Source organism: Methylobacterium sp. 77, from assembly GCF_000372825.1.
GTDB lineage: Bacteria > Pseudomonadota > Alphaproteobacteria > Rhizobiales > Beijerinckiaceae > Methylobacterium.
Window position 1 is genome coordinate 4,242,559 of the sequence record NZ_KB910516.1, and the last position, 12,942, is coordinate 4,255,500.

At 66.6% G+C, this 12,942-nt stretch carries 11 protein-coding genes; 6 read left to right on the forward strand and 5 right to left on the reverse strand.

All coding sequences use genetic code 11. The features are described from left to right. Positions 1–16: 16 nt before the first annotated feature. A complete protein-coding gene (locus A3OK_RS0120115; RefSeq protein ID WP_019906693.1) occupies positions 17–817 on the reverse strand; it encodes a methyltransferase domain-containing protein in 801 nt (266 codons plus the stop codon). Between the two features lie 310 nt (positions 818–1,127). On the opposite strand from A3OK_RS0120115, the gene A3OK_RS23150 reads away from it, so the two are divergent. Further along, positions 1,128–2,207, forward strand: coding sequence for an adenylate/guanylate cyclase domain-containing protein (locus A3OK_RS23150; protein ID WP_019906694.1), 1,080 nt, complete (start codon positions 1,128–1,130; stop codon positions 2,205–2,207). Beyond that, positions 2,204–2,686: a YaiI/YqxD family protein gene (locus A3OK_RS0120125; protein ID WP_019906695.1), complete on the forward strand. Its 483-nt coding sequence runs from the start codon at positions 2,204–2,206 to the stop codon at positions 2,684–2,686. Before A3OK_RS23150 ends, A3OK_RS0120125 begins: the two co-directional genes overlap by 4 nt. Before the next feature lie 152 nt (positions 2,687–2,838). On the opposite strand, the gene A3OK_RS0120130 is transcribed toward A3OK_RS0120125, so the two are convergent. Next, positions 2,839–3,897 carry an HD domain-containing phosphohydrolase gene (locus A3OK_RS0120130; RefSeq protein ID WP_019906696.1) on the reverse strand — a complete coding sequence of 353 codons (1,059 nt, stop codon included), beginning with the start codon at positions 3,895–3,897 and terminating at the stop codon, positions 2,839–2,841. Between the two features lie 92 nt (positions 3,898–3,989). Beyond that, positions 3,990–5,357: an NAD(P)/FAD-dependent oxidoreductase gene (locus A3OK_RS0120135; RefSeq protein WP_019906697.1), complete on the reverse strand. Its 1,368-nt coding sequence runs from the start codon at positions 5,355–5,357 to the stop codon at positions 3,990–3,992. A gap of 282 nt (positions 5,358–5,639) precedes the next feature. Between A3OK_RS0120135 and A3OK_RS0120140 the strand changes: the two genes are divergently transcribed. Continuing rightward, the gene (locus A3OK_RS0120140; protein WP_019906698.1) at positions 5,640–6,359 is read left to right on the forward strand and encodes a sulfate transporter family protein; all 720 of its coding nucleotides are present in this window, start codon (positions 5,640–5,642) and stop codon (positions 6,357–6,359) included. A gap of 12 nt (positions 6,360–6,371) precedes the next feature. On the opposite strand, the gene A3OK_RS0120145 is transcribed toward A3OK_RS0120140, so the two are convergent. After that, positions 6,372–7,529: a complex I NDUFA9 subunit family protein gene (locus A3OK_RS0120145; protein WP_019906699.1), complete on the reverse strand. Its 1,158-nt coding sequence runs from the start codon at positions 7,527–7,529 to the stop codon at positions 6,372–6,374. 480 nt (positions 7,530–8,009) lie between these two features. On the opposite strand from A3OK_RS0120145, the gene sfnG reads away from it, so the two are divergent. The 3 genes from sfnG to gltX all read left to right on the forward strand — a co-directional run bounded on the left by sfnG (position 8,010) and on the right by gltX (position 11,934). Next, positions 8,010–9,119 (forward strand): dimethylsulfone monooxygenase SfnG, encoded by a 1,110-nt coding sequence (sfnG, locus tag A3OK_RS0120150; protein ID WP_019906700.1) that lies wholly within the window; start codon positions 8,010–8,012, stop codon positions 9,117–9,119. A 123-nt stretch (positions 9,120–9,242) separates the two neighbouring features. Continuing rightward, positions 9,243–10,493: an SfnB family sulfur acquisition oxidoreductase gene (locus A3OK_RS0120155; RefSeq protein ID WP_019906701.1), complete on the forward strand. Its 1,251-nt coding sequence runs from the start codon at positions 9,243–9,245 to the stop codon at positions 10,491–10,493. A 97-nt stretch (positions 10,494–10,590) separates the two neighbouring features. Further along, positions 10,591–11,934, forward strand: a complete 1,344-nt coding sequence (gene gltX / locus A3OK_RS0120160; RefSeq protein ID WP_019906702.1) for a glutamate--tRNA ligase — start codon at positions 10,591–10,593, stop codon at positions 11,932–11,934. Between the two features lies 1 nt (position 11,935). Here gltX and A3OK_RS0120165 read toward each other — a convergent pair whose 3' ends face one another. Continuing rightward, complete coding sequence (locus A3OK_RS0120165) at positions 11,936–12,847, reverse strand: LysR family transcriptional regulator (protein ID WP_026597464.1); 912 nt, start codon at positions 12,845–12,847, stop codon at positions 11,936–11,938. Positions 12,848–12,942 lie beyond the last annotated feature (95 nt).

A 12,942-nucleotide genomic window follows, 5' to 3' on the forward strand; every position in this document is an offset into this window, starting at 1 on the left:
CGAGAATGATCGAAATCTATTTACGAGCGATGACGAAGGCGAAGCTCGTGAATGTCCGCCAGTCTCGGCTGCGGGCGAGACGGGTGAAGGCTCCGTCGATCTGGCGCAGACCCGGCAGCTTGTGGAAGTAGCTGTAGCCGTAGAACGGTAGGACGACGATCTCGCGGAAGCCGATCTGCTTCAGGAGCGGGACGATCGCCGCCTCGCTGCCCCGGCAATAGTTGTAATGCGCCGGGAATTTCGGATTGCCGCCATCGTCCTTGCGGTCCGGAAACAGGGTGTGGAGCACGGCGCGCGACAGGGCCTCCGGCATGAGCTGGTTGGCGACGAAGGGCGGCGCGAACAGGGTCGGGAAAAAGCTCAGCGCGGTGCCGCCGGGCGCGAGGAGGCCATGGATGTTGCGCCACATCTGCGCCACGTCCGGGACGTGCTCCATCACCATGCTGCAATAGGCGAAGTCGAACCTGTTGAAGCCGATCGTGTCGATCGTGGATGGCGAGGCGATGTCGCAGCAAAGCTTGGCGAACTCGGGCGGCGCGAGATCGAGTTCCTTCTGCGAGATGTCGTTGATCGTCACCTTGATCCCGTGCCTGAGAAGCTCGGGCGGCTGGAACACCGGGTCACGGCCGCCGCCGATCTCCAGATGGTCGCGAAGGTCGTACTCGTTGGTGAGCGCGACGATCATGTTCTTGTAGTTCTCCCAACTCCAGTTCCAATCGGGAGAATAGCCGAGATCGTGCGCGATCGACCGTAAGTCGCGTGGGGCGACCAGTATATCGGACGATGGGAAACTCCGGTTCGAACGCGTCATGTTCATCGCGAGGCTCGCCTTCTGGGGCCGCTGATCCGCAAGGCAGCGGCGAAGCGCGGCCGTCCTGGCGAGGACATTAGGTCGGGCTGCGTTACGGAGATCTCACGCGCGTCGTGACAGCGTCCGATTTTCGAAAGCAGCCTTAACGCTCCGTGGCCTTAATCGCGCCATCATGGACCGGTGTGCAGGGGAGGCCGGTCGTCGGCGATGGGCAACGCCCGCTCATCCTCCGACGACCTTCCGAAGGATGCCAGACCGTGCCTCTTCCCCCGCGACGCCATCGTCACCGTGACGAGCCAGACCGGGGTGATGTCTGATGCTGCCGCCGCACCGCTGGTTCTGGATTCTCATCCTCGTCGCCTGTGGCGGCGCCGGGCTTCTCTACGACCTGATGTTCGCCAATGGGGCCGCCCCCCTGGCCGGGTTGATCTACGGCCTCGCGGTCGGCGGGACGACCCTCGCCTTCGATCGCGGCCTCATCCTCGGCGGGCTTCAGGTGCGCCTGCGCCAATTGCCCGCCAAGATCTACGTCCTCACCGCCGAACTCGCCTATGTCCTGATGATCGCCGGCGGCATCGCGCTCGGCGGACTGATCGTCTGGGCTCTCGGCCTGACCGGTGATGCGCTCAAGGACGCCATCAAGATCACGCCGCGGGTTCTCGCCTATTCCCTGGCGGTGTCGGCGATGCTCGTCTTCGTGATCCGCATGCGCGATCTCATCGGCGGCGAGGTGTTCGTGAACTTCCTCGTCGGCCGCTATCACCGTCCGGTGCGCGAGGAGCGCATCTTCCTTTTCCTCGACGTCGTCGGCTCGACCGCCTTCGCCGAGACCCACGGGGACCTCAAGGCCCAGGCCTATCTCGGCGCGGTCTTCGCCGCCCTCGCCGAGCCGGTGCGCCGCAACCACGGCTCCACCGACGATTACATCGGCGACATGGCCATGATCACCTGGCCGATGGAGAGAGGCCTCAAGGACGCGCGATGCATCGCCTGCGTCTTCGATGTCCTCGATCGGATCGAGGCCGAAGCAGCGGCCTGGCAATCCCGCTTCGGTGTCGTGCCCCGCTTGCGCGCAGCCCTCCATGGCGGTTCGATCGTCACCGCGGAAGTCGGGGTAGACCGGCACAAGATCGCCTATTTCGGCGATACGGTGAACGTGACCTCGCGGATCGAGGCCCTGTGCCGGCCTCTCAACACCGAGATCTTGATCTCGGACGATCTCCTCGCCCGCCTTCCGCGCCTGCCGGAGGGCATCAGCGCCCGGTCGCTCGGCGCTCATGCCCTGCGGGGGCGCGGCCAGCCGCTCGCGGTCTCGACCCTCGAGCGGGCGGAGCCGGCCATCGCCAGTTCCGAACCTGTGAGGGACGTCGCTTCTCGTCTGGCCGTGTCCCTATGACCGAGCCGACCCCGGACCGCGCGATCGTCGTGTATATCGATGCCGATGCCTGCCCGGTGAAGGACGAGACCTACCGGGTCGCCGGCCGATACGGCCTGCATGTCTGCGTCGTGGCGAACAGTTTCATCACCCTGCCACGCGAGCCCTGGATCGAGCGCGTCGTCGTGAGCGACCGTTTCGACGCCGCCGACGATTGGATCGCCGAGCGGGCCAGACCCGGCGCCATCGTCGTCACCTCCGACGTGCCTCTCGCCAGCCGGTGCGTGAAAGCCGGCGCAGAAGTCCTGGCCCCGACGGGAAAACCCTTCAGCGAGGCAGGGATCGGCCTCGCCTTGGCGACCCGCAACCTGATGCAGGACCTGCGCGAGGCGGGAACGGTCACGGGTGGCCCGCGACCTTTCTCGGCGAGGGACCGTTCCGCCTTCCTCGGCGCGCTCGACCGAACCGTCATGCGCCTGAAGCGCGGCGGCTTCGGCTGAGGCCTCCTGCGACCTCGAGCGCCCTGTCGCAACACCCTTAAGAATGGGTGGCGATTCTCAGAAAGTACGGTTCGCTATCCGGAGGTTGTCGCATCATCCCGGATCCCGTGTCCGAGACCACGCATCGAGAGCCGCGCTTCGATTCGAGACCCTCAGGAAGCAGTGGCCATGGCTTCTCCGAACGACTGGACCAACCCGCCCTCGAGCCGTCCCGTCATGTCGGAGAGGATCGCCATGGCGACGGATGTCGGCATAGCCGGCTTGTAGGCGCGCTTCTCGGTGAGGGCCGAATAAATGTCGCAGATCGTCATCAGTCGCACGGTATCGCCGATGGAGTTTCCGCTGAGGCCGTCGGGATAACCGGTCCCGTCGAGCATCTCGTGGTGATGCCGGACGGCGCCGAGGGTGAGGAGATCGCAGCCGGCCGCCTTCAGCTTCTCGTAACCGATGACCGGGTGGGTGCGCATGATCGTGGTCTCGCCCTCGTCGAGCCGGCCCGGCTTGTTGAGGATCGAGAGCGGGATCCGCGCCTTCCCAAGGTCGTGGAGCAGGGCGGCACGGACGAAATGGTTTCTGTCGTCCGTGGAGAAGCCGAGGTGAAGCGAGAACTTGGCGGCCACGCCGGCCACCAACAGACAATGCTGATAGGTGGCGTCGTCATGCGTCCACACCCTGTCGAGCCAGCGGGTCAACCCGCCTTCGCGGACCGCCGAGATGATGGGGTCGAGGCTGGCATCGATATGCGTCAGGGAGATCTGATCGTTGGACCGCACACCGTCGAAGAGGCGGGTCAGGACTTCGGTGGCTCGCGCGACGCCACGCTCGATGCTGCGCGTCGGCCGTTCCGCGCGATCCTGGATCACCTGCGCCATCACCGTACGGGCGATCATCGCGGGCGTTGTCAGGGCCGACAGGCAACACGTCGCGCCGAGGTTCTTGGCGTCGCGCAGACTGATTTCGCCCATGTTTCGGAGAAGGCAGATGACCGGAACGTCCGCGGTCTTGAGCTCCGCGAAAGCTCGGCGCATGGCCGAGGCGGCCTCCCGTCGGTCGAGGGTCACGTCGGACACGACACCGATAGGCTTTTGTGTGATGTCGAGCACCGCATCGAACCGGATAACCTTGCAATCGGCGACGAGGCTGAGCTCTCCACGCAGGATATCGCTATTGTCCGGGCGATCAGTGATCAGAAATACTGTCCCGTCTAGCATTCGTGCCGAGCCCGAAATTCTGCCGATATCTGCAGAATCGTACTAGATGGAAAATATGGAGAGAACATTAATTCAGTCGTTGAACCTCCTTTTCAAGAAACGTGCCGGTTAATTGCGCTGGCATTGCCGCTTTCGTCGCATCGGGGCTTCGATTTTTCAATGCAGCCGGCCGCTCCAGCCGCGGCTCTGGTGCCTTCTTCGTAGGCACCGCCCGCGGTACCCCATTGCAAGCGTGACAGTGCTTCCCCTGCGAACCAGATCTTGCCGCCGACCGGGACCTGAAGTGTCTGTCGGGCAGGCGCGTGCCCGGGCGGCACGACGGCCCATGATCCGAGCGACCACGGATCGTGGCGCCACTCGCTGATCGCCGGGATGGAAAGATCATGCAGGGCGCGATGGCCGAAATGCTCGGCCAGAACGGAGCGGACGAGGCGGCGCGTTGAATCCGGGTTCCGGCCGCGCGCATCGAGGGAACGCGCCATCGGCGTATCGAGCTCGAAGAAATGAAACGGCGTGTCGTCCACCCGGGTCAGCAGGCCGGGCGGCCTGTGGCGTCCGCCGACCATGGCGGCGAGGCGGTCCCGTCCCCGGAACGGGGCTGAGGGCCAGTGCAGCACGGCGTGTTCGTAGATGCCGGTCGAAAAACCGTCGATGGCCGAGCGCGTCTCCGGCGGCAGCACCGGGGTGAACAGGGGTGAGGCGCGCAGCACCATCATCGGGATCGTCACGATCACCGCTTTGGCCCGCCACACCGACCCGTCCGCCACCTCCACCGCGACACCGGCGCCCGACCAGTCGATGCGCACGACCGGCGTATTCAGCGCGATCGGCAGGCCTTGCGCGAGGCGCGCGAGATAGCCGCCGAAGCCGCCGGCGATGAAGCGGTTGTCGCCGTATTCCATGCTCGGAAAGTCGTGGAGCGAGACCTCCGTCAACGGGCGCCCGGAGACGAGGCCGTGGACGAGGGAGATGCGCTCGGCCCAGGGACCCAGGCCAGGCGGGAGCGCACTCGAGGCCGGGCGATCGGGGCCGTCGAGCCCCGTCTGCACGGTCAGCGCGCGATCTGCCACGGAGAAGGCGCGGGCATGGGCGGCAGCCTCCGCCGGACGTCCCCTCCGGCCCGATACGAACAGATGTCCCTCCTGTGCCGCGACTCTCAGGGGTTCGCCGCGGGCTTCGCCCAGTCGCACAAGGGGGTTGATCGGCCCGGCATGGAGCCAATGCCCGCCGAGATCGACCGGATGGCCTCGCAGATTGGTGGTGATCAGGCGACCGCCGATCCGGTCGCGCGCCTCCAGTACGGCGACGGACACGTCCCGCTCTTTCAGAAACCGTGCTGCGGCAATGCCTGCGGCGCCCGCGCCCACGACGATCACATCGGCGCTCGCGGGGAGGGACGCGAGGCGTGGGGTGATGCTCGGACGGAAATGATCGTGGGCGGGACGAGGTGTCGGGATCATGCGGGGGCGAGCTTCCGGGGAGCGAGTGTCCGGTGGAACATCCATGTGAGCGATGGCCGGAAGAGTGATCCGCGATCCTCTACCGGCCGTTACGGGCGGGCGTACCACACACACTTGTGCGCAGCCGATCTTGCCGGAAACGCGTGGCCTCGGCGAAAAGGTTCAGGCTGGACGCGCCAGCTGGGGTTGCGCCAAAGCACGTGCAACGCCAGAACCCGGCGCTGGCGGCAGGCCGCGCAAAGGTGCCCGCCCTCCCTCGAGCGGAACAAGGATTCGGGCGCCATGCTCATTCAGGCTGCCTATGCTGCCGGCAAGCAGGTGCTGTCGCCGCCACTGCGCGCCATCCTGTGGAAGTCGTTGGCCCTGACGCTCGGGCTTCTCGTCCTGATCTGGGTAGGCCTCACCAAGGTGATCGACTGGTTCCTCGCGAACCATCACCTCTCGGCGAGCTATCCGTTTCTCGATACGATGGCGGTGTTCTTCGCCGGTGCCGGCCTGTTCATCGGCCTCGCCTACGTCATGCCGGCGGTGTCGATCCTGGTGGCGGGCTACTTCCTCGATGATGCCGCCGCGATCGTGGAGCGCACCGATTTTCCCGGAGACGTACCGGGCACGGCCCTCCCGATCGGCTCGGCGATGCTCTACGCCCTGCGCTTCGCCGGGCTGGCGCTGCTGGTCAATCTCGTGGCGCTGATCCTGTTCTTCGTGCCCGGCGTCAATCTCGTGGCGTTCTTCCTCGCCAACACCTATCTGCTCGGGCGCGAATATTTCGAACTCGCCGCAGGGCGCTTCCGGCCGATGGCGGAAGCCAGCGCCATGCGCCGGCATTTCGGCCTGACGACCATGACGGCCGGCGCCATGCTGGCAGGCCTGATGGTGGTGCCCGTCCTCAATCTGCTGACGCCGCTCTTCGGCATCGCCCTGATGGTGCATGTCCACAAGGGCCTGGCCCGGAAGGCTGCTCTGGTCGGGTTTGATATGCGCAAGCGTCTCGACGGCTAGGACCGACAGGTCTCAGCCGCGGGTTCCCCAGCGCGCGCCCATCCGGCTCGGGGCGGTCGCATCGGGACCGACCGGGGGGCCGCTCCGGGACGGGGCGGATGGCGGCGGTGTCGCGGCCGTCTCCTGCTCCGCCTCAACGACCGTCTCCTTGGCGAATTGTCCCGCCTTGCGGAAGGTCCAGAGATAGCCCGGCACGATAGCGGCCATCGCCGTCGGCACGATGCCGAGGCCATCCAGCGTGCGACCTTCCGCTTTTGCGGCGTCGGAGACCACGTTGTCCGTCTGGAGCAGGGTGACCTGATCGCGGGTGAGCTTGAGGCTGTCCGGCAGCAGGCCGAGGCTGACCGTATTCACCGCCTCGATCACACGGGCCTGCAGCATGGCGATGGGCTTGGGCAGATCGACGACGAGGCGTTTGCGCATCGTGGTCTTGAGCATGAAGCGGACGAGGGCATCGAGCGTCTCGACCTCCGGGCCGCCGAGTTCGTAGACCCGTCCGGCCTCCGCCTGCCCATCCACGGCGCGGGCGATCGCCTCGGCCACGTCACCGACGAAGACCGGCTGGAAACGCGTCCCGGCCCCAGCGAGCGGCAGGACCGGGAGCATTCGGGCGAGAGACGCGAAGCGGTTGAAGAAGCTGTCGCCCGGGCCGAACACCAGCGAGGGACGCAGGATCACCGCCCGAGGCTGGGCTGCCAGGACCTTCGCCTCACCGAGCGCCTTGGAGCGGGCGTAGACGGAGTCGGAGTTCTCGTCCGCTCCGATTGCCGAGACATGGACTACGGGCGCGCCGACGCTCGCGGCCGCGCGGGCGATCTCGCCGGCCCCCTCTTCCTGGAGACGCAGGAAGCTCTGCTTGCCGGTCTCCTGCAGGATGCCGACGAGGTTCACCACCACGTCGGCGCCCTCCACCGCCTTGGCGATGGATTCGGGGTAGCGGAGGTTCGCCTGCACGGCGATGATCTGCCCGACCTTGCCCAGCGGCTGTAGGAAGAGCGCGAGGTCCGGACGGCGGACGGCGACTCGGATCCGGTAGCCACGCTTGGCGAGCGCCCGCACGACGTGGCGCCCGAGGAAGCCGGAGCCGCCGAAGACGGTGACCAGTTGCGATGACGGACGCGGTAGAGACGGTCCGGCGAACGGAGAGGTCGAAGCGTCGAAGCCGGTCATCGCCTGAGTCTCACCTGTCATCCGAGATGCCCCGCCATGCCCCGATCAGGCCGACGCGACCCTTCGCCCGTCACCACTGAATGCGGGGATTACCATCGCTCGCGCATCGATAGCTAGGGCCGTCTGCTGCGGCGCGGGAGGCTGCGGCGACGATGAAACCACCCAGCGGCGGGAAAACCGCGATGTCCGGCGGTTTCACCAGGCATCTGCGTCGCAGAGGCCGCCTTTCGTGGAACGTCCGGGGAAGGCGCTGAGAACACGATCTTCTCCCTGGATGCTGGCTTGTCGGAAGATTGTGCCGAGGTCGACAAAGAAAAGGTATTTTCTTTCCTTTGACTATAGATCGTCTTCGTAAGACATTTAATTCAACGACATCGTTGAGCAAGCAAGGCTGTATGATTTGCTTGATGCAATAATGTATTCACTTGCGGCCCTGACCCTGAATGGACCGCTTTATCTCTCAAATTCGCGGATAGATGCATGACTCGCCCACACCATCGTGACCCGGAGCCGATCCGTTTCGCCTATTGGGTGCCGAACGTGTCCGGTGGTCTCGTCATCAGCAAGATCGAGCAGCGTACGAGCTGGGACGCGGATTATAACCGACGCCTCGCCCAGATCGCGGAGGAGGCCGGCTTCGACTACGCCCTCACCCAGATCCGTTTCACCGCCGGCTACGGCGCCGAGTATCAGCACGAGTCCGTCGCCTTCAGTCACGCCCTGCTCGCGGCCACATCGAAGCTGACGGTCATCGCCGCGCTGCTGCCCGGCCCATGGAACCCGACGCTCGCCGCCAAGCAGATCGCGACGATCAGCCAGCTCACCGGCGGGCGCATTGCCATCAACGTCGTGTCCGGCTGGTTCTCGGGCGAGTTTCGCGCCATCGGTGAGCCCTGGCTCGACCATGACGAGCGGTATCGTCGTTCGGAGGAGTTCATCCGCGCTTTGCGCGGGATCTGGACGCAGGACGATTTCACCTTCAGCGGTGATTTCTATCGCTACACCAACTACACCCTGAAGCCGAAGCCGGCCGATCCGCAGCCGGAGATCTTCCAGGGCGGTTCGTCCCGTGCGGCGCGCGACATGGCGGCCCGCGTCTCCGACTGGTACTTCACCAACGGCAACACGCCGGACGGCATCCGCGCCCAGGTCGACGACCTCCAGGCGAAGGCGGCGGCGAACGGCCATTCCGTCAAAGTCGGCGTCAACGCCTTCGTCATCGCCCGCGAGACCGAGGAGGAGGCCCGCGCCGTCCTCCAGGACATCATCGACAATGCCGACCCCGATGCGGTGAAGGCCTTCGGCCACGAGGCGAAGAATGCCGGCAAGGCCTCTCCGGAAGGCGAGGGCAATTGGGCGAAATCGAGCTTCGAGGACCTCGTCCAGTACAATGACGGCTTCAAGACCAACCTGATCGGCACGCCCGACCAGATCGCCGAGCGGATCGTCGCCCTGAAGGATGCCGGTGTCGACCTCGCGCTCCTCGCCTTCCTGCATTTCCAGGAGGAGGTCGCCTATTTCGGCGCCCACATCATCCCGCGCGTGAGAGCCTTGGAAGCCGCGCGCGAGCAGCGGGCCGCTGCCGCCTGATGCGATCGCCCTCGCGCCGTCGCAGCCCCGTCGTTCCGAGTTCGCCGTAGGCGCGACGGAACGATAGCGGCCCGCGGGGATGAGCCCTGTGACGGCATATCATCAGCCATAGGACGTAGCCTCATGAACATCGCCGTCAGCGCCCAATCGCTAGAGACCGCCCGGGGCGCGCCGCCGGTTCCCCGGCCGACATCCCCGGCTCACATCATCCGCGACGATGCCGAGGCGATCCGGGTCGCGCAGGCCCTTGCCGAGGATTTTCGCAACGGTGCCTCCGAGCGCGACACCAACAACCGCCGCCCGGTGGCGGAGCTCGATGCGTTTTCCCAGAGCGGGTTGTGGTCGATCAACGTGCCGAAGGCGTTCGGCGGGCCGGAAGTCTCCTACAAGACCCTGGCTCAGGTCGTCGCCATCATCTCGGCGGCCGATCCGTCGATCGGGCAGATCTCGCAGAACCATCTCGGCATCGTCGCCGCGATCCGCACGGTGTCGGATCCGGAGCAGCAGGCGCTGTTGTTCGGGGAGATCCTGAAGGGAACGCGGTTCGGCAACGCCTTCTCCGAGATCGGCACCCCGCGCGCCACCGACTTCAAGACCCATTTCGTCGATGACGGCGAGCACGTCATCGTGCGCGGCAAGAAGTTCTACTCCACGGGCGCGCTGCTTGCCCATCTCGTTCCCATCGTCGCCCTCGATGGCGAAGGACGGGCCTGGTACGCCATCGCCGAAAGAGGCGCGCCGGGGCTCACCGTCATCGACGACTGGTCGGCCTTCGGCCAGCGGACCACGGCCAGCGGCACCGTGATCATCGACGATGTGCGGGTGCCCAAAACCCATCTCGTGCCCGCGTGGAAGGGCTACGAGCAACCGCGCTCGGACGGGGCGGTGTTCCAGATCATCCAGGCCGCCGTCGATGCCGGCATCGCTCGGGAGGCTCTCGACGACACGGTGGCCTTCGTCCGCACCAAGACCCGCCCGTGGGTCGATAGCGGCCTCGATCGGGCCTCCGACGATCCCTACACGATCCAGACGATCGGCGAGCTGACGATCAAGCTCCATGCCGCCGAAGCTCTGCTCGACCGGGCCGGCCTCGCCCTCGACGCGGCGGTCGCCGAGCCCGATGCGGAAAGCGTCGCTGCGGCCCAGCTCGCGGTGGCCGAATCGAAGGTGCTCACCACGGAGATCGCGCTTCTCGCCAGCAACAAGCTGTTCGAGCTTGCCGGGACCCGCTCGACCCTGGCGGAGGGCAACCTCGACCGCCACTGGCGCAACGCCCGCACCCACACGCTCCACGATCCGGTGCGCTGGAAATACGCCATCATCGGCAATCACGCGCTCAACGGCGTGAACCCGCCGTTCCACTCCTGGAGCTGACCGGATCTCTTTGAAGTTGATCGGACCTCCCGGGAGCCGACCGACCCTCTTGGAGCTGAAGATCCCCAGACGACGAAAAATCGGCTAGAGGGCGGGCATGACTTCTGCCCCCCTCGTCCGTTTCGCGCCCTCTCCGACGGGCTTCCTCCATATCGGCAATGCCCGGCCGGCCTTGCTGAACGCGCTGTTCGCGCGGGCTCGCGGCGGGCGCTTCCTGCTGCGCCTCGACGACACCGACCGGGAGCGCTCGACGGAAGAATTCGCGACCGCGATCGGTGAGGATCTGGCCTGGCTCGGGATCGTGCCGGATCTCTTCGCCCGCCAGTCCGACCGCTCCGCGATCCACGATGCGGCGGCCGAACGGCTCAAGGCGGCGGGCCGGCTCTATCCCTGCTACGAGACGCCCGACGAGTTGGAGCGCCGCCGTCGCCGTCAGCTCGGCCGCGGCCAGCCGCCGATCTACGACCGCGCGGCGCTCAGCCTCACCGATGACGAACGCGCGGGCCTGGAAGCCGAGGGGCGCACCCCGCATTGGCGTTTCAAGCTCGATGCCCGCACCGTCGCCTGGGACGATCTCATCCGTGGAGAGGCGCATGTGGATTGCGCCTCGCTGTCGGACCCTGTGCTGATCCGCGCCGATGGCAGCTATCTCTACACGCTGCCCTCCGTCGTGGACGATGCCGAGTTGGGCATCACCCACGTGATCCGCGGCGAAGACCACGTCACCAATACCGGCGTGCAGGTGCAGATCTTCGAGGCTCTGGGCCAGCCGGTTCCGATCTTCGGCCACCACAACCTGCTCACCACCGCCGATGGCGAAGGCCTGTCGAAGCGCCTCGGCCACCTCTCCCTCCGCGGGCTGCGCGAGGCGGGCTACGAACCCGGCGCCGTGCGCTCGCTCGCGGTCCTTACCGGCTCGGCCGAGGCGGTGCGCGCGGTGGATTCGATGGACGACCTCGCCGCCCTGGTGGACCTCGCCCACATCTCGCGGGCGCCGGCCAAGTTTGATCCGCAGGAACTCGATGGGCTCAATGCCCGCCTCATCCACGCCATGCCCTACGAGACGGCGCGCGAACGCCTCTTCGCCATGGGAATTCCGGAGGAAAGGGCACAAGCGTTCTGGGCGGTGATCCAGCCCAATCTCACCAAGGTCGGTGAGGCCGCCGAATGGTGGCGCATCGTGGCAGGGGACGTCACGCCCGTCATCGCGGATGCCGGCTTCATCGCCGCCGCCGCCGAGGTGCTGCCGCCCGAACCGTGGGATGGCCAGACTTGGAAGACCTGGACCAACGCGGTGAAGGACAAGACCGGCGCCAAGGGCAAGGCCCTGTTCATGCCCCTCCGCCTCGCCCTGACGGGGCTGGAACACGGGCCGGACCTGTCGGGCCTGCTGCCGCTCATCGGGCGTGAGGCAGTGGTGGCGCGGCTCGGCACCGCCTGATTCAGTCGCGTCTGCGCACCGAGCCCGACAGGAGCCGATCCCGCTCGGCGTGCAGATGTCCGATCAGTCGGTGCGCGAGCCGGCTCGGCGGCCGTCCTGCCGGGCGGATCAGCATCGTCTCGATGGGCAGGCGCGGGCGGAACGGGCGCAGCACGATGGGCAGCTCCGTAAGCTCGCGGGCCGGGATCGGATCGACGATGGCGATCCCGAGCCCTTCCGCAACGAGGCCGCAGCGGGCCGCCGTGTACTGCGCCATGAGGCGGAAATGCGGGGCGATCCGTGCCTCCGCGAATGCCTCCTCGACCGCCCGTTGGAACGCGCCGCTCCCGCCCGCGATCAGGGGCTCGTCGGCGAGATCGGCCACGCCGATCGCCCGCTTCTCCGCGAGGGCGTGCCCCCGTGGCAGGGCGCAGACCGCATCGATGGCGAGGAAAGGCTCGCAGATCACGCCCGCATAACCGGAGCGGGGCCGAACCAGGCCGAGATCGCATTGGCCGGATGAGGCCCAGGCCCAGATCGTTTCCGGCGCCGGCACGTGGACCGCGACCTGGATGCCGGGGGATTCCTCAGACAGTTTCCGGATCGCCCGCGGCAGCAGGCGGGAGGCCAGCGACGGCTGGCAGGCGACGCGCAACGGCCCGGTGCCCAGGTCACGGATCTGCCGGGCCGCCTGGGCGAGGTGGTCGAGACCGGCATAGGTTCGTTCGACCTCGCGGGCGAAGGCCTCGCCTTCCGGTGTCGGCAACGCGCTGCCATGGCCGCGAACGAACAGCGCGAAACCGAGCTCATCCTCCAGTTGAGCCATGGCTCGGCTGATATGGGGCTGGCCGATGCCGAGGACGGCAGCGGCCCTCGTCATCCCTCCATGACGCAGCACCGCGCGAAACAGGTCGATATGAGCCGGGTTCATCATGCCCATTCTGCATGGAAAGAGAGCATGCGAGCATTTGACGGCATGGCCGCGGGATGGTTGTCAAGGTGCGCTTGCCAGGCCCTTCGGGCGTGGCG